Genomic DNA, 16,080 nt, shown 5'->3' with positions numbered 1-16,080 from the left:
GCCCATCCTATATGGATGGACATATGTCTTCGGATAAGTATCTGTTGATTTCACTCAATAATGATGAAGTGAACCTAAATGATATATCCGAACAAGAGCAATCATAGATTGCAACGGACGTAGTAAATTAGCAAAAATAGTTGGTGATGATGAACGAAAGCTCATCTTTCTTACGACCCTCTCTCCTGAACCCGCGCCATGATTGTCAGCGTCTGACCGAACCATCGCAGGCCCGCCTTCATTACGCAAGGGCAGGAGGAAAAATCAGGGGCAAAGTCAATCACATGCCCCCGATCATTGTTTCGACCCCGAAACAAAATTTCAGAAGTTCATTCTTCTCACCATCTCATCCATGAAAATAATCAAAAATCTGCTGCGCCACAGCCTTCGAAACGCCCGGCGCTTTCAGCAAATCCTCCAGCGCCGCACTTTTCACCGCCTTCGCCGTTCCAAAATGCATCAACAGCGCCCTTTTCCGCGACGGACCAATTCCCGGCACCTCATCCAGCGAACTGGTCGAAATCGCCTTGCTCCGCTTCTGCCGATGCGCCCCGATCGCAAAGCGGTGCGCCTCATCCCGCAATCGCTGCAGGTAGAACAGGACGGGATGATTGATCGGGAAACTAATCTCCCGACCATCGGGCATATGGAAGACTTCCCGGCCATCACGCCCATGATGCGGCCCCTTCGCGATGCCGATCATGCAGATATCCTCGATCCCCAAATCTTCCAGGATCGCCCGCGCCGCCGACAACTGCCCCTTACCACCGTCGATCAACACCAGGTCCGGCCATTCTCCGCTATCGCGATCAGGATCTTCCCGCGCCGCCCGGCCGAAACGCCGCTCAAACATCTCCCGCATCATCGCGAAGTCGTCGTTCGATATTTCGGGGTTCTTCATGTTGAACTTGCGATAGGCATTCTTGCGGAAACCTTCCGGCCCCGCGACCACCATCGCACCCAGCGCATGGCTTCCCTGGATATGGCTGTTGTCATAAATCTCGATGCGGTCGGGCACGCCATCCAGCCCGAATGTCTCGACCATCTCTTCCAGAATCTTAGCCTGCGTCGTCGTCTCCGCCAGCCGCCGGTCGAGCGCCTCAACCGCATTGCGCTGCGCCTGCTTGATCAGCCGTGTCCGCGCACCTCGCTGCGGCACCTCAATCCGCACCTTGCCCCCGGCTCGTTCTCCCAGCGCCTGCGCGATAAGTTCACATTCCTGCGGAGCACGATCCGACAGGATCAGCCGGGGCGGCGGCACTTCTTCATAAAATTGCGCCATGAAGCTCGCCAGCACCTCATCCTCCGCCACTTCAGCCGTGTGGACAGGGAAGAAGCTGCGATGTCCCCAATTCTGGCCGCCCCGAATGAAGAAGGCCTGGATGCACATCGACCCACCCTTCGTCGCCAGCGCGAAAATGTCCGCATCGCCCAGCCCTTCGGCGTTAATCGCCTGGCTACCCTGAATGAAGGTCAGCGCCTTCAGCCTGTCGCGCAGAACCGCAGCCTGTTCAAAATCCATCGCCTCCGAAGCGGCCTGCATCGCCTCGCCCAGCTTCTTCTGCACGGCGGTCGATTTGCCGCCCAGGAAATCCTGCGCATCCTTCACCAGCTCTGCATAACCCGCCTCATCGATCCGCTGGACACAAGGCGCCGAACAACGCTTGATCTGAAACAGAAGGCAGGGCCGCGACCGATTGGCAAAGAAGCTGTCCGTGCAACTGCGCAGCAGGAACAGCTTTTGCAGCGCATTGATCGTCCGCGTTACCGACCCCGCGCTGGCAAAGGGGCCATAATAGCGCCCCTTATACTTGCGCGCGCCACGATGTTTCTGGACCCGAGGAAAATCATGATCTTCCCGCAGCAGGATGAAGGGAAAGCTTTTGTCGTCCCGCAGCAGCACATTGTAAGGCGGCCGAAACCGTTTGATCAGTTGCGCTTCCAGCAGAAGCGCCTCGGCCTCGCTGTTAGTCGTCACGATCGTCATCGACCGCGTTTGCGCCACCATGCGCTGCAACCGCTTTGGCAAGCGATCCACCTGCGTATAATTCGCCACCCGGTTGCGCAGCGCCCGTGCCTTGCCGACATAGAGGACATCACCGCGAGCGTCCTGCATCCGGTAGACACCAGGCCGCGTCGGCAGGGTGTTCAGCGTGGTACGGATCGCCTCAACGCCTGCCTCGATATCCGGCGTACCTGCTCCGCGTACGGTGAAGCTGGCCTTGTCCTCATGAAAGCGGTCGGGAGATTGGGGATGCGACATTGGTGAAGAGATAGCGGTGACACAGACAAGCGCAATGGCTGGGCGCCGCTTCCTGAACCTTGGGGCCTAAATCAGCGCGAACCACCTTGACCATCTTCGGGGTTTTTCACGCGTGGTTTGGCGTCCGCGACATCCGGCCCCCTTTCCAACATCAGAGCGCGGATGGCTGGAAATAATCGTAGAGACTTTGATCCCCGGCAACCCGGAGATGCACGACATCCGCGCGGACAGGGAATCGTTTCCGAGATCGGGATCGTCGCCGTGCACGATATTCAAACTGCTTATAATCGGACGCAGAGGAGCACGCCAAATTCCGCTTCATCACCGACAACAGCAGGCATGCTGATCGATCTTCTCCGGCTCGCACATCGCGCGAAATATTACCTGGTAACAAACAAGGCCGATCCACATCCAGACATGAAAAAGGGCCGGTGCGACAAACCGCATCGACCCTTTTCGAGACGAAATCGTCAGCTTCAGACGCTGGGGCCAAGACCCTTGATTGCGCTATCCACCAACTGCCGATCCGCGCCCGCGTCATGGTTCTGCGCGATTAGCGTTGCAGCCGCGCTGGTGGCAGCGTTGACGGCCTTTGTACGGATGCCCGCAATGGCAGCGCGTTCTGCCGCACCGATCTTGTCCTCGGCCATCTTTTGGCGACGGGCAACCAGCGCCACCGCATTGGCCTTGGCATCTTCAAGCAGCGTTGCCGCTTCGCTCTCGGCCGACTTGCGCATCGCTTCGGCTTCACCAGCCGCATTGGCCAGCTTCGCCTCATATTCAGCCTTCAGCGCGTCAGCCTCGGCGCGCAGCTTGGCAGCTTCCGCCAGCTGTTCCTTGATCTGGGCGATCCGGCCATCGAGCACATTGCCGATCAGCGCGGGGACCTTCTTGATCAGGAGAATGAGGATGAAGACCGCCATCGCCAGGCTGACCCAGGCGGTCGCGTCCATGCCGACGGCCTTCGGATCAGTATGCGGCGCTACCCCTTCATGCGCGACGGTGCCTACCGGCTCCATCCCTTCGGAGTGAATTGCGTCGTCAAGATGCGGAGGCGTACCTTCGCTATGCTGTGCTGCTGCCTCAGCCATGGGCCAGTGCCGCCTTTACTGCGTTGCGGGCCGCTTCGTCCGACGCGTTCACGCCGGATATACGAGCCACCATGTCGCGCGCCGCTTCGGCGGCGACGGTTTCAATCTCTGCCATCGCTGCCTGGCTGGCCGCCTGGATGCGGGCTTCAGCAGCACCGATCCGCGTGGCGATTTCAGCGTCGGCGGCAGCAAGCTGTCCTTCGGAAGCCTTCGCAGCTTCCGCTTTGGCGCGGGCCAGCGTCGCCTGAGCAGCAGCTCGACTTTCGGCGTTACGGGTGCGATAATCCGCCTCTGCCTCATCGGCGCGGGCGAAGGCAGCCTTGGCCGCGTCCAGATCACCTGTGATCTTCGCGTCGCGCGCGTCGGCCGTCGCCTGAACCTTAGGGACCATACCCTGGCCAATGACGAAGAAGACAAAGCCGAACGTCAGCAGCATCCAGAAAATCTGCGATGCATAAGTTTCGGCAATTTGCGCGATTTGAGGCATTTTAGGTCCGTCCGATCAGGGCACCGTCAATTCATACGTGCGGACGGGACGGCGAAAGCCGCCCTGTCCGCTCGCCAAGCGGTTAGGCCACGAACACCAGGATCATGGCGATAACGAACGCCAGCAGACCCAGAAGTTCGGCCGCGGCGAAACCGATGAACAGGCGGCCCTGCTGGCCGTCAGCAGCACCCGGATTGCGCAGCGCGCCTTCCAGGAACGAAGCGAACACGTTGCCCACACCGAGCGAGGCGAGGCCCGCACCAATCGCGGCCAGGCCAGCACCGAGCAGCTTTGCGGCTTCTGCGTCCATGTCGTAAACTCCCTTTTCTAAACTCGAACAAATGGTTGGAAAAATAGTGGAAACTTAGTGCAGGTTCTCGGCGTCGTTCAGATAGACCGAAGTCAGCAGCGCGAACACATAGGCCTGGATCACCGCGACCAGCACTTCCAGGGCGCTGATGCCGATCATCAGGATGAAGCTGGCGGAACCAACGGTCAGGCCGTATCCGGCACCCGCGTTGGAGCTGTTGATGACGAACCCGGCCAGCACCTTGAGCAGAACGTGCCCAGCGGTCATCGCAACGAACAGTCGCAGGCCAAGGCTGAACGGCCGCACCATGAAGGACACCAGCTCGATCGGGAAGATCACCGGGATCATAGGCAGCGGCGTACCATGGGGCACGAACAGCGAGAAGAAGTGCAAGCCATGCTTCCAGAAGCCAACAATTAGCACGATCGAGAAGCTCAGGATCGCGAGAACGCCGGTAGCCGTGAAGTGGCTGGTAAAGGTGAACGGATGCAGGCCGATCAAACCAAGCGGGAGCAGGCCAAGCAGGTTCGCCAGCAGGATGAACATGAACAGCGAGAAGACGTAAGGAATATATTTCTTGCCGCCTTCACCCACATTGGCGATCAGCAGGCTCTTGATGAAGCCGGTCATATATTCGACCGCCATCTGCCAGCGGCCGGGCACCAGCTCACGCTTCATGCCGCCGATCACGAAGATCCACAGCACCACAGCAGCAGCCACCATGTAGAGCGCGCTGTTGGTGAAAGCGATGTTGAAGCCGCCAAGCGACAAGTGATCCGTACCGAACAGCGGTTCGATCGCAAACTGGTGCATCGGATCGATTTTGCCGGATTCTGCCACGTTGACCCCTGTAACGTCTGGTATTCGGACTAAGATAAAAGCGCCCCTATTCGCCGGGACGCTTCGTCGTCGTCAATCTGATGATGTTCCTGAAAGCAACCACGATCCCAAGACCGAGGAACGCCAGCAGGAGCCAAGGGGATGTCCGCAGAAAGTAGTCCAAAGTCCCACCAACAACGGCACCACCGGCAAGACCGCCGATCAGTTCTGCGAGAACCCTGTTGCCCAGGCGCGATCCATCATCGCCCTGTTGCTTAGTGGTCCCCTGCCTGACCTTTTCGGCTCGTTCGGCCTTCGCGATCCGCTCCTCAAGGGAAGTGATGCGCTCGTCCTCATTTGCCGGGTCTTGCCCGGGCACATCCTGCGTCATGGCCGTTCCTTTTCGTTCAGGCAGATAAGCCAACGTCAGGCGGCATGGCGCGTGCGGTTGCACCCGTCAAGGCGCGGCCCGTTTAGAAAGGGCTTTCGGGATAGTCAACCGTAGTTGGACAGGAGAATTGCGCTTCCGCCTGGCCCGGCGGCGAAACACCCCGCAGTCGCGTAATTACCCTGCGGTCGCGCAATAGCTCGGCAGGGCGATCGGCCCGGCGCCCTTGGTTTGCCAGGGTCCCGCGCCCACGCGATAAACCTGCCCCTGCTTCACGCGATTGCTCAATGTCTGGCAACCCGTGGCTGCCGCCATATCCTGAACCGTGACGCCTCGCTTGCTGGCAAGGTCGGTGTAGGCCGCACGCCGCTTGATGTTGATCGATTCGACTTCCGATCGCACCGCCGCGCTCACCGATCCAGCGATGCCCAGATAGCCGTCCGCCTGTTCGCCCACCGCGCCCTCCGCCATTGCAGCGGCAACCGCGCCCGACTGCGCGCGAGCGGGCGCGCTCGCGACAAGGCCCGTGGCCAGCACGACGGCGGCACCTGCGACGATCATCAAAAGCTTGCGTGTCATTGCGGGAACAACTCCGGGTTATTCTGGATGAGATCCTGTGCATCGCGCTGAAGGCGTACCACGACCTCCTGCTGCACCTTTACATTCAGGTTGATTTCGATCGGCTTGTCCGGTGCCTTCACCTGGATGCAGCCCGTCAGGGCCAAACCGGCGAAACCCGCCGCAAAGATAGCTTGTGTCTTCATTTCTGTTCCCTGTTTCTCACAGTGTCGCTTTCCGCAGGGTTAACTGCAATCCCTTCGCGAATCTTCTCCTGCATCTGATCCCCTATGCTGTTCTGGATAAGCGTTGTCGGATCGATGAAGGACTTTGCCGTGCCCAGCAGGCCGCGAAATGGCGCCGCAATCCGCACATTGAAGATGAAGGGCAATCCGGTCAGGTTGCGCGCCATACCCGCCGGAACGTCGCCCAGCTTCCCCCGGTTGACGCCGTTGAACACGACATTGGTCACCATCTCTCCATCCAGCGCTCCGTCCATCAGGATGGTGAGGCATTTATATTGCAGATTCTTGAGCGCATCGAAGGCCAGCTTGCCCATCACGCCCAATTGCTCGTTCGAAACTGGCCCGACATAGGACAGCGTCCCCGACTGGCGGTTGGGATCGCACGGTACCGTGGGCAGCACACCTTCGGGCATGATGAGCGGCGGCATGCCCTGCTGCCTTGCGGTCAGCACGCCCCCCGCGACGCGCCCGCCCTGGGCATTGAAGATCAGCGGCATGATCCCATCAAACGTGCCCGTAGCCGATATATTCTCAAGCTCCATCGTCTGGATGAAGGCACCGGCATCAATGCCGATAACGCGGAACGTCAGATAGCGGTCCACATCGGCACTGAAGTCCATGGTCGTCGGCAACAAAACCAGCTGCCCGCCGGAAAACGGCCAGCCGCCGCCCTCGACGCGGACCTTCTGCCCAGGCTCCAGCCTGTAGCGGACAAGGCCATCGCGCACTTCAACGCCAGGATTGACCATGCTCATCCGCACTTCCTGCCCCGGCGCGCTCACCAGCCCCAACAGATCGGTAAAGCGCAATTCGCCGGACATTCCCTCAACCGGGCCGAACGCCGCCGCTAGCTTGGCGTTGTCGGTGCGGAACACGCCATCGCTGGTCACCGCCGTCCCGTTCCAGCGGATATGCCCTTCGCCAGTTACCGTCGCATCGACGTTGGCCACGACTCCCAGCGCCAGGCGGCTCACATCCTCGGGCTGCAAATTGGGACCGAACACCAACCCCGGCACGGTCAGGTCAGCCTTGCCCCGGCCAGAGCCCAGATCATGCGCGATGTCCGCACGCGCCACCAGGGCATCGTTGCGCGGCGCCCGCAACGTTCCTGTCGCCAGGATTCGACCGTCCCGCAAGCTGAGAGCGAAGTCCGGCACCTTCAACGGCTCGAACCGTCCCGGCGTTTGGGCATCGCGCACCATCACCGCTGCGGTGAGCTTCAACGCTCCTTGGGCGAAGCTCCATTCGCCCGCGCCATCCTCCACGATCAGCGGAACGGAACCGATTCGCGCGTTGGTCCCTGCCAGCTTTCCGGTCAAACCCTGCGCCGTAGCCCCGCCTGTCAGCGTTTGCGCGACCAGCCGTACCGGAGATGCTTCAGGCCCGATCGCCAGTTCCGCCCGAGACAGCGAAAAGCCCTCCTGACCGATGGCGACCCTTGCCCGCTCTGCCGACAGCCGCATTGGACTTTGGCCGCTATGTCCTCGCAGGTCGAGATTGCGAATCTCGGCCCCCGCGCTCACCCCGCCCGGCCCCGTCGCCACCAGAGCGCCACCGCCGATTGGACACAGCGTCTGCCAGGTGCGCCCGACCGAAAAGCTGCCGTAGCGCGCCTCTTCCAACGCCAACGGCACGCAGCGTCGGTTGATAGCGATCGACCCATCAGCATTCAGCTGCCCCGCAACCGGCAGCACAAGCCCGCGCAGACGTCCGCCGGGCAGTGGGCCGTCCAGCCTTGCCACTGTTGAAAAGAGCGTATCTCCCCCAGGTCCGGCGGTGAAACGTACAGGATCGAGCGCCAGCCTGGCGTCACGAGCCGCATATGGGTCGATGAAAAGCTGTCCACCCAATCCGCCACCCTGACGCCGTGCCAGCCGCAGTGCAGCCTTCGGTAGCCCACCCCCGTCCGTCGTGAGCGCGCCATCCAGCGCCCAATCGACAGCCGCTCCCGCCTTGCCCGGCCAGGCAATGGTCACCCTGCCCTCGCCCGGAATCGCCACGCGCGCGCCGCTGCGTGATTCGAATCTACTGTTCGTCAGCACCACGCTTCCACCCTGGCCGCTTTGCGCCAAGGCCAGGCTGGTTCGCAGCACATTATCCTCCCCCGCGCGGCGCACCGCATCGGCCAACCGTTCGGCCAGCGGCGCCAAAGGCGTGCCCGCCGCAGACCGCTTCAACCCCGCCAGAGGATCACGTCCGGGAAAGCTCAGTTGATGCGCCGACAAACGCCCGCTGGCCTGTGACTTACCTTTTGCGACGCTCCAAGCCCCGACAATCTCCGACTGACCTGCCTTGAGGCCCGCCATACCCAGTGCCGCCGCGCCGATTCGCGCACGGCCAGCCGTCGCCGACGCATTGCCATCAAAGTCGATCCGTCCGACGGGCTTCGCCAGCACCATGCCAGAGGACTTCAACGCCTCCGCGCCCAGCACGACATGGCCGTTCCATCGATCCAGCGCCTTGCCGATCCAGACGTCCATGTCTACCCTCGGCTTCGCCGCGCCGGTCGCGCCGCTCCTGCATCCAAGAGCCGTCGCCTGCGCCGGTCCAACTAAGTGCGGTCGCTCATTCCTTATGGCGACATCCAGCAAGGCGGTCATACCGGCGAGCTTGCACCCCGCGAACGCCGCCCGTGGCATGGCAGCGGCAAGGCGCCCGTCGAAGCCCGATCTCAGATTGCCCTTGCCGTCGATCTGCATGCCGACCACTCCGGCGTCGGTATCAAGCCGCATGCGCGCATCGCGCAGCGCAAGGGCGATGTCCGGCAGACTGAACGGTGCTTTGGAGGCTGGATCGCGGAACTTGTCCAACTCTCCCAACCGTAACACCCCATCACGATAAGAACCGCGCAGCCGCACGCCGCCAGCCCTCACAGCCGCCACATGCGGGGACAGGCCTGTGAAGCCCAGATCCACTTCCACCCACCGGGCAGTCAGATCGGGATTCGCGGGATCGCCAAGGACGATATTCTCGATACGCTGGGTGCGCAGGCCGATCTCCCTGAGGTCATAGCTCGCCTGGACGCCGCGCCGGTTCATCTCCCGCCCGATGAAATTTTCTGCGATCGGGGCTCGTTGGGTCCACAACGCCACAAAGATCAGCGCCAGGGACCCCGTCCCTACGCCCAGCCAGCGTAACCAGCCACGGCGAGTTTCCACTTCGCCGTCCTCAACTTCCATGCTTATGGCCAACCCCGGCTTTCACACTTGATCCGTAACGCCTGCATAACGTCTGACGCTCCCTAAATATCCTTGCCCGATATTTGCGCAACGCATAGGTCATTTTCTCTGAACGGGGGATTATAAGGCATTGGCGGACAGGGATGTTGTGGTCAGCCATGACGGCGTGGGGCATCGCGCCCGGCTGCGGCAAAAGCTGGCGGAAAGCGGCGGCGATGCGCTGCACGATCATGAGCTTATCGAATATCTGCTAGCCCTCGCCATTCCGCGCCGCGACACCAAGCCGCTCGCCAAGGCGCTGCTGCGCGAATTTGGCGGCATCGGCGGCTTGATGACCGCCGATTGGCAGGCGATCGCGCGCGTCCCCGGCATGGGCGACACCAGCATCGCTGCCGTCAAGATCGTGCACGCCACCCTGCTGCGCATGCTCCGCAATGAGGTTGCACAACGCCCGGTCCTTGCAAGCTGGCAGGCCCTGCTCGACTATCTGCGTGCCGACATGGCCTATCTGCCGGTGGAGCGCGTGCGCGTGCTTCACCTGAACAGCCGCAACATGCTGATCCGCGACGAACATATGGGCGACGGCTCCATTGACCAGGCCGCTATCTATACGCGTGAAGTCATACGCCGCGCCATCGACCTTGGCTCATCAGCGCTGATCCTGGTCCACAACCACCCCAGCGGTTCGCCCGAACCCAGCCGTCAGGACATCGAAATCACGCGCCAGATCGCCGAAGCGGGCAAGCGCCTCAACATCGCGGTGCATGATCATATCATCATTGGATCGCAGGGGCACAGCAGCCTGCGCGCGATGGGGCTATTGTAGGATCGTCCTTCTTACCCACCGGCAGGAAGGATGTTCCACGGACGTCCTAACCCTCGAATCCCACCGAAAGAAATTCAGGCACAGGTCCGTTCCAGCCCTCATCCGGACCTTCGTCCCGAACATCGGGGCGACGTGACTTTGCGCCATTACCTTGCTGGCGGGCAGGACGAGGCTCTTCCCGCCGTTCGTCGTCCTTGCGCTTGGCGGGCTTGCGTTCCACCTTCCGCTCACTATCCCGGCGCGGCTCTTCGGCCGCATCCACCTTTGCAGAGGCACCCACAGGAGCTGCGATCGTTTCGATCTTCTGCCCGATCAGCTTCTGAATATTATCGATCGCCTCGGCATCTTCCGGGGTCACGAAGGTATAGGCGACACCCGATGCCCCCGCGCGCCCGGTCCGGCCAATGCGATGCACATAGTCATCGGGATGCCACGGCGCATCGAAGTTGAACACGTGGCTGACACCCTTGATATCCAGCCCGCGCGCAGCGACATCGGACGCTACCAGGATATTCACCGATCCCGCCCGGAATCGTTCCAGTTCGGCAATTCGCGAAGACTGATCAATGTCGCCATGAATCTCGCCCGACTTGAAACCGTAGCGCTGCAGGCTCTTGTTCAGTTCACGAACCGTCGTCTTGCGGTTGCAGAAGATCACCGCGCTCAGCACTTCCTCATGCTCCAGCATCGCGCGCAGGGCTTCGCGCTTCTTGCGCGAATCAACCTTCACCAGCCTCTGGGTGATGTTGGTGGAGGCAGTGGCGGGCCGCGCCACCTCGATCGACTTGGGATTGCTCAGGAACCGATCCGCCAGCTTCTTGATCGGCGCGGGCATGGTCGCTGAAAACAGCAGTGTCTGCCGCTGCGAGGGCAATTTGGTACAGATTTCCTCAATGTCCGGGATGAAACCCATATCCAGCATGCGGTCAGCTTCATCGATGACCAGCATTGAACAGCCGTTCAGCAATATCTTGCCGCGCTGGAACAGGTCCATCAGTCGGCCCGGCGTGGCGATCAGCACATCGACGCCCTTTTCCAGGGCTTTGAGCTGATCGCCCATCTGCACGCCGCCGATCAGCAGCGCCATGTTGAGCTTGTGATATTTTCCGTACTTCTCGAAATTCTCGGCAACTTGCGCCGCGAGTTCGCGCGTCGGCTCCAGAATGAGCGAGCGCGGCATCAACGCTCTGGCGCGGCCATGGGCCAGAATGTCGATCATCGGCAAAACGAAGCTGGCGGTCTTGCCCGTCCCCGTCTGCGCGATGCCGATAATGTCCTTCATCATCAGCACGGGGGGGATCGCCTGCGCCTGAATCGGCGTGGGCGTATCGTATCCGGCCTCGTTAACGGCCTTCAACAGTTCATCGGAAAGGCCGAGATCGGCAAAAGTCATTCAATTGTCCGGGACAGAGGCTCTCCGCAACGCGCTCATGCGTCACGGAAATCGCGCGCGCCTTGCGGAAATATTGGCATCTTGTCAAGAAAATCGCGCATCGGAGCGCGTTTCGACAGGGGTCAATCGTCCCCGTCCGCCTCTTCCAATCGCCGGAAACTGTCGATCACGCAACTAAGCCCACTGCGCGCCTGCAATTCATCGCGCCCGGAACAAAGCGACCCATCCTCATCCGGCTCGACATAAAATCCCGAGTAGAAGCCTGTCGAACTGCACCCCCGCTCCAGCCGAGCCCTATAGCGGTGATTATCGGCCAGCAGCAGATCGACGCCATTATCCACAATGACGCTGGCTGACCGGATCGACCGCAAGGCGATGCAGCGCGGCCCCTTCTTTTCCTTCCACGCACGCCCCGCCTGCGGAGCAATGCGCGCGGGCGCTCGTCCCTTTTTCGCCATTGGCACGCGAATGATGATCCGTTGCTCGATCGACATCTGCGCCAATTGCACGGGCTCACTCACGGGCGCGACAAGGAGCAACAGGACGGAATGAAGCAAATCGAACCCCTTTTGGGGCGGCACGCTATGGGCCGGTGGTTGAACCGTCGATGAATTCCGGGGCATAGCATTGCAGTATGATAGGGCAAGACATCATCGACAGGTTCATAGCCTTGCTGGGACCGAAGGGCGTCGTCACCGATGCGGACGACATCGCTCCCTGGCTCACTGATTGGCGGGGACGTTTTCACGGCGCCGCTGCCGCCATTCTCCAGCCTTCCAGTACGGAGGAAGTTGCCGCGACCGTCGCACTCGCAGCCGATCTTCACGTGCCCCTGGTTCCTCAGGGCGGCAATACCTCAATGGTCGGCGGCGCGACTCCTCCGGATGACGGGTCGGCACTTATCCTGTCTCCGCGCCGGATGAATCGCATCCGCTCCCTTTCTCCCGACGACAATCTCGCAATATGCGAAGCAGGCGTCATCCTCGAAACCCTGCACGATGCTGCGGAGCAAGCCGGGCGCCGCTTCCCGCTCAGCCTCGGCGCGAAGGGATCGGCGACGATCGGCGGCCTGATATCGACTAATGCCGGCGGCACTCAGGTGCTGCGCCATGGCACGATGCGCGCACTTGTCGAGGGGTTGGAGGCAGTCCTCCCCGACGGCGCCATCCTGCATGGCCTCGACGCGCTCAAAAAAGACAATCGCGGCTATGACCTCAAACAATTGCTGATCGGCGCGGAAGGTACGCTCGGCATCATCACCGCCGCCTCGCTCCGCCTCGTCCCTGCGATCGCGATCCGCGCAGTCGGCTGGGTCGGCGTCCGATCGCCCGCCGACGCGCTTGCCCTGCTCCGCCTGACCGAAAGGCAATTGGGCGACAGCGTCGAAGGGTTCGAGATTATCGCCGACGATGGCCTGGGCCATGTCCTGTCCCACATTCCCGGCACCCGCTGCCCGATCGAAACGCGCCCGCCCTGGCATGTGCTGATCGAAGTCGATCATGCCGACCTGTCCAGCCCATCTCCGGGCGAGCGCCTTGAAGGAGCGCTGGCGCAAGCGCTCGAACAAGGACTCGCTGTCGATGCCACGATCGCCGCCAATGATGCTCAGGCAGCGGCGTTCTGGCGCTTGCGCGAATCACTGTCCGAAGCGGAGAGGGCGCAAGGACCGGCGCTGCAATTTGACATCAGCGTGCCCGTGGCCCGCATGCCCTCCTTCATGATCGACATGGCCGCGGCGGCCGAACGCACCTTCGCGGGAACCACCGCCTCCTCCTTCGGTCATCTTGGCGATGGCAATGTCCACTTCCATGTCCGCGCGCCCAAGGGAACGACGGACGGCCCTGCCTGGATCGCGGCAGAAGGGAAGTCGATCAACGCCTTCGTCCATGATGCCGTCGTCGCGGCGGGCGGCTCCATTTCGGCGGAACATGGCATCGGCCAGATGAAACGGGCCGAACTCGGCCGCCTTGCCAGTCCTGCCCGGCTACATGCCCTGCGCGCGATCAAGGCTGCGCTTGATCCCCTTGGCCTCATGAACCCGGACAAGCTGATCCCCCGTCCCGAAGAGGGCTAGAGGGGGCTGGGCTGGCTCGACAAAGCAATTGCCTCCCACCCACAAGGTCTTTATCGCCCACACCCAGTTTTTAGGAAAGGTAGCGCAGCCAACATGCGCTGCTTCGATAGGATGGAAGAACAACATCATGGCTAGCGCGCCCGCCAACAATCTCCCCGTGTTTTACAACGACCTGCTGCCGCTCAGCAGCGTCGATCATGCGAGCTATCGCAGCCGCTCGGTGGAGTCCGCGCCCTTCCTCACGAAGCAGCATGCCGTTCCCCTGACCGTCGATGAATTCGTCGCGGCGCAACGGTTCGTGCCGATCATCTTCTCGGCCGGTGACGAAGCGGTGCCGCTGGCGCTGATGGGCCTTAATGAAGGCGTCAACACTTTCCTCGACGATGAAGGCAAGCTGCGCGGTCCCGCCTATGTCCCCGCCTATGTCCGCCGCTATCCCTGGATGCTGGCGAAGCTGCGCCCCGACACCGACGAACTGTCGCTCTGCTTTGATCCCACCAGCGAAGCGGTCGGCGAGTTTGAGGAAGGCCAGCCCCTTTTCGAAGATGGCAAGCCAACCGAACTCACCCAGGGCGTTCTCAAATTCTGCGAGGATTTCGAACAGGCTGCCGCGCGGACTGGCCAGTTCATGAAGGACCTGAAGGAACTGGACCTGCTGATGGACGGTGAAGTCGCCATCCAGGTCCCCGGCAACGATCAGCCTTTCGTCTATCGCGGCTTCCGCATGGTGAACGAGGAAAAGCTGCGTGACATGCGTGGCGATCAATTGCGGAAGATCAGCCAGAACGGCATGCTGCCCCTTATCTACGCGCATCTTTTCTCGCTGCAGCTGATCCGCGAAGTTTTCGAGTCGCAGATCACGCAGGGCAAAGGTCCCATTTCCGTCCCGGCAGCGCCCCAGACCGCCGACGCATGACGCTATAAATTAACCTGCATCAATAATGCGATAGAAAAGGTTTCTGCTCGCCACTTGAAAGTGAGCGGGACCTTCTTTATCTTCCAAACATACGGCGCACCTGCCCCCCTTTCGGGTGTGTCGTATGGGCGCCTCCCCCTTTTGGAGGCGTCTCCTCCCTGAACCTTGGCCACCCCATGTAATACATGGGGTGGTTTTTTATGGGCCGAACTGGGCAAGGGGTTTCACTTGACGGCGAACCCCTCTCCCCCTAAACGCCACCGCCTGCCAGCCGCCCATGCGGCCATGGCCCCTTCGTCTAGCGGTCAGGACGCGGCCCTCTCACGGCTGAAACACGGGTTCGATTCCCGTAGGGGTCACCATCTGCCCATTTGGGCGCGGAATGCTGCGATTCAGCCTTTCTTGACCTCTCGCTGGTACAGCGCCTTGGTACAGCGAGACGAGAATGGCACAGATGGCACAGCCGTGGCGGCACCCCAAGACAGGCGCATATTACCTCCGCAGACAGATCCCCGAGAACCTCCGCCCCGCTTTCGGCATGCGGGCGGTGCACAAGCAGTCGCTGCGCACGAAGGATTTCGTCCGGGCGGCCCAGTTGTTCATCGCCGTGAACGCGGAGTTCGAGCAGCAGCTCGAGATCGCGCGGCAACGGCTTGCCGCGACGGGAGACCCCCGCCCCTGCCAACGCGACCAAGCTGAGCAGCTCATCCAAGCCTATTTTGAAGGGGGCGCCCCTGACGGTGGGCTGGACGGGCATGAGCGGCTTCGTCTCGCCTTTCAGGAAGTCGATCGGGGCCTATTTGCGGAGGAGCTCTTCGCCTGCCTCAACATACCATTGGCCTCTGCCGACCGCTGGTGGGAGCTTTCGACCAACGCAGCCTTGTTTCGGGCCCATGAAACCAAGCTGCGAGAGAGGGGAGCCGGTCGCTCTTGGCCGAAGCAGGGGATGTGGCGGTCATCTGATCCCATCGCGCAACGGGATGCCCAGCTCGCCCAGGCAGATCGCCTCGTCGAACAGATCGCCCGCTATGCGAATCCTTGTCGCGCTGAAATGCCGGATGGCATCGGCGAGGTCGTTGCCGCCTATCTGGACCTGGCCCGGTTGGAGGAAGAAAGCTCCGCGCGCAAACCTGTCGGCGCGACGTCCCGGCTCCGGCCCGACATGCGGCTCCTCGAACTGTACGAGAAGTGGAAAGAGGGTATGAACCCTCGCCCCCAAACCGCCCGTGAGTATCGCCGCGCAGCTGAGGAATTCATCGATTATATCGGCGACATTCCGGCTATGGAGGTGACCGAGGACGACATCCACAACTGGCTCGATGCGGTGGTCAAGATGCCGTCCCGAATGCCTGCGGCGGACCGCGCCCTCACGTTCACCGCGCGTCTTGCGAAATTCGGCGAGGTCGAGGGAGGAAAAATCAGCGCTACGACCGTCAAGAAGCAGTTGGGCGCGCTTCAGGCAATCCTCGGATAATCATCAACGTTGCGCGCCTCGTGACCGGGCCATAATAGCAGGTCAGCGGGAGCAGCG

The 16,080-nt window shown here is 61.4% G+C and carries 15 protein-coding genes and 1 tRNA gene; 5 read left to right on the top strand and 11 right to left on the bottom strand.

What is annotated here, in order from left to right:
- Positions 1–346: 346 nt before the first annotated feature.
- The 9 genes from uvrC to ACZ5U1_RS02815 all read right to left on the bottom strand — a co-directional run bounded on the left by uvrC (position 347) and on the right by ACZ5U1_RS02815 (position 9,340).
- Positions 347–2,263: an excinuclease ABC subunit UvrC gene (gene uvrC / locus ACZ5U1_RS02855; RefSeq protein WP_464779283.1), complete on the bottom strand. Its 1,917-nt coding sequence runs from the start codon at positions 2,261–2,263 to the stop codon at positions 347–349.
- A 476-nt stretch (positions 2,264–2,739) separates the two neighbouring features.
- A complete protein-coding gene (locus ACZ5U1_RS02850; RefSeq protein WP_464779282.1) occupies positions 2,740–3,354 on the bottom strand; it encodes a F0F1 ATP synthase subunit B family protein in 615 nt (204 codons plus the stop codon).
- Positions 3,347–3,841, bottom strand: coding sequence for a F0F1 ATP synthase subunit B family protein (locus tag ACZ5U1_RS02845; protein ID WP_464779281.1), 495 nt, complete (start codon positions 3,839–3,841; stop codon positions 3,347–3,349). Before ACZ5U1_RS02845 ends, ACZ5U1_RS02850 begins: the two co-directional genes overlap by 8 nt.
- An 82-nt stretch (positions 3,842–3,923) precedes the next feature.
- Positions 3,924–4,151 carry a F0F1 ATP synthase subunit C gene (locus tag ACZ5U1_RS02840; RefSeq protein ID WP_021240110.1) on the bottom strand — a complete coding sequence of 76 codons (228 nt, stop codon included), beginning with the start codon at positions 4,149–4,151 and terminating at the stop codon, positions 3,924–3,926.
- Between the two features lie 54 nt (positions 4,152–4,205).
- Positions 4,206–4,991, bottom strand: a complete 786-nt coding sequence (locus ACZ5U1_RS02835) for a F0F1 ATP synthase subunit A (RefSeq protein WP_196225809.1) — start codon at positions 4,989–4,991, stop codon at positions 4,206–4,208.
- A 46-nt stretch (positions 4,992–5,037) separates the two neighbouring features.
- A complete protein-coding gene (locus ACZ5U1_RS02830) occupies positions 5,038–5,361 on the bottom strand; it encodes an AtpZ/AtpI family protein (RefSeq protein WP_449473288.1) in 324 nt (107 codons plus the stop codon).
- Positions 5,362–5,535: 174 nt separating this feature from the next.
- Positions 5,536–5,937: a DUF1318 domain-containing protein gene (locus ACZ5U1_RS02825; RefSeq protein WP_449473290.1), complete on the bottom strand. Its 402-nt coding sequence runs from the start codon at positions 5,935–5,937 to the stop codon at positions 5,536–5,538.
- Positions 5,934–6,122: a YnbE family lipoprotein gene (locus tag ACZ5U1_RS02820; RefSeq protein WP_196225806.1), complete on the bottom strand. Its 189-nt coding sequence runs from the start codon at positions 6,120–6,122 to the stop codon at positions 5,934–5,936. The genes ACZ5U1_RS02825 and ACZ5U1_RS02820 overlap by 4 nt, the downstream gene beginning before the upstream one ends.
- Positions 6,119–9,340 carry an intermembrane phospholipid transport protein YdbH family protein gene (locus tag ACZ5U1_RS02815; RefSeq protein WP_464779280.1) on the bottom strand — a complete coding sequence of 1,074 codons (3,222 nt, stop codon included), beginning with the start codon at positions 9,338–9,340 and terminating at the stop codon, positions 6,119–6,121. Before ACZ5U1_RS02815 ends, ACZ5U1_RS02820 begins: the two co-directional genes overlap by 4 nt.
- 130 nt (positions 9,341–9,470) lie before the next feature.
- Here ACZ5U1_RS02815 and radC point away from each other — a divergent pair, with 130 nt between their 5' ends.
- The gene (radC, locus tag ACZ5U1_RS02810; protein ID WP_464779279.1) at positions 9,471–10,166 is read left to right on the top strand and encodes a RadC family protein; all 696 of its coding nucleotides are present in this window, start codon (positions 9,471–9,473) and stop codon (positions 10,164–10,166) included.
- A gap of 46 nt (positions 10,167–10,212) precedes the next feature.
- On the opposite strand, the gene ACZ5U1_RS02805 is transcribed toward radC, so the two are convergent.
- Together ACZ5U1_RS02805 and ACZ5U1_RS02800 are read right to left on the bottom strand one after the other, a co-directional pair.
- On the bottom strand, positions 10,213–11,559 hold the full coding sequence (locus tag ACZ5U1_RS02805) for a DEAD/DEAH box helicase (protein ID WP_464779278.1): 1,347 nt from the start codon (positions 11,557–11,559) through the stop codon (positions 10,213–10,215).
- Between the two features lie 122 nt (positions 11,560–11,681).
- Positions 11,682–12,116 carry a hypothetical protein gene (locus ACZ5U1_RS02800; RefSeq protein WP_449473298.1) on the bottom strand — a complete coding sequence of 145 codons (435 nt, stop codon included), beginning with the start codon at positions 12,114–12,116 and terminating at the stop codon, positions 11,682–11,684.
- A 77-nt stretch (positions 12,117–12,193) separates the two neighbouring features.
- On the opposite strand from ACZ5U1_RS02800, the gene ACZ5U1_RS02795 reads away from it, so the two are divergent.
- The 4 genes from ACZ5U1_RS02795 to ACZ5U1_RS02780 all read left to right on the top strand — a co-directional run bounded on the left by ACZ5U1_RS02795 (position 12,194) and on the right by ACZ5U1_RS02780 (position 16,023).
- The gene (locus tag ACZ5U1_RS02795; RefSeq protein WP_464779277.1) at positions 12,194–13,633 is read left to right on the top strand and encodes an FAD-binding oxidoreductase; all 1,440 of its coding nucleotides are present in this window, start codon (positions 12,194–12,196) and stop codon (positions 13,631–13,633) included.
- 127 nt (positions 13,634–13,760) lie between these two features.
- Positions 13,761–14,549 (top strand): SapC family protein, encoded by a 789-nt coding sequence (locus ACZ5U1_RS02790; RefSeq protein ID WP_449473299.1) that lies wholly within the window; start codon positions 13,761–13,763, stop codon positions 14,547–14,549.
- A 287-nt stretch (positions 14,550–14,836) separates the two neighbouring features.
- Positions 14,837–14,911, top strand: a tRNA-Glu gene (locus tag ACZ5U1_RS02785).
- 92 nt (positions 14,912–15,003) lie between these two features.
- The gene (locus ACZ5U1_RS02780; protein ID WP_464779276.1) at positions 15,004–16,023 is read left to right on the top strand and encodes a DUF6538 domain-containing protein; all 1,020 of its coding nucleotides are present in this window, start codon (positions 15,004–15,006) and stop codon (positions 16,021–16,023) included.
- The last annotated feature ends 57 nt before the right edge of the window (positions 16,024–16,080 follow it).

It is taken from the genome of Sphingobium sp. TomTYG72 (assembly GCF_055394715.1).
This window is presented reverse-complemented; position numbering and strand designations above follow the sequence as displayed.

Excerpts from the sequence above, each read along its gene's own strand:
- ACZ5U1_RS02840 (WP_021240110.1), bottom strand. The coding sequence starts at position 4,151 with ATGGACGCAGAAGCCGCAAAGCTGCTCGGTGCTGGCCTGGCCGCGATT.
- ACZ5U1_RS02830 (WP_449473288.1), bottom strand. The coding sequence starts at position 5,361 with ATGACGCAGGATGTGCCCGGGCAAGACCCGGCAAATGAGGACGAGCGC.
- ACZ5U1_RS02780 (WP_464779276.1), top strand. The coding sequence starts at position 15,004 with ATGGCACAGCCGTGGCGGCACCCCAAGACAGGCGCATATTACCTCCGC.
- ACZ5U1_RS02825 (WP_449473290.1), bottom strand. The coding sequence starts at position 5,937 with ATGACACGCAAGCTTTTGATGATCGTCGCAGGTGCCGCCGTCGTGCTG.
- ACZ5U1_RS02805 (WP_464779278.1), bottom strand. The coding sequence starts at position 11,559 with ATGACTTTTGCCGATCTCGGCCTTTCCGATGAACTGTTGAAGGCCGTT.
- ACZ5U1_RS02850 (WP_464779282.1), bottom strand. The coding sequence starts at position 3,354 with ATGGCTGAGGCAGCAGCACAGCATAGCGAAGGTACGCCTCCGCATCTT.
- ACZ5U1_RS02820 (WP_196225806.1), bottom strand. The coding sequence starts at position 6,122 with ATGAAGACACAAGCTATCTTTGCGGCGGGTTTCGCCGGTTTGGCCCTG.
- ACZ5U1_RS02795 (WP_464779277.1), top strand. The coding sequence starts at position 12,194 with ATGATAGGGCAAGACATCATCGACAGGTTCATAGCCTTGCTGGGACCG.
- ACZ5U1_RS02845 (WP_464779281.1), bottom strand. The coding sequence starts at position 3,841 with ATGCCTCAAATCGCGCAAATTGCCGAAACTTATGCATCGCAGATTTTC.
- ACZ5U1_RS02790 (WP_449473299.1), top strand. The coding sequence starts at position 13,761 with ATGGCTAGCGCGCCCGCCAACAATCTCCCCGTGTTTTACAACGACCTG.
- ACZ5U1_RS02815 (WP_464779280.1), bottom strand. The coding sequence starts at position 9,340 with ATGGAAGTTGAGGACGGCGAAGTGGAAACTCGCCGTGGCTGGTTACGC.
- uvrC (WP_464779283.1), bottom strand. The coding sequence starts at position 2,263 with ATGTCGCATCCCCAATCTCCCGACCGCTTTCATGAGGACAAGGCCAGC.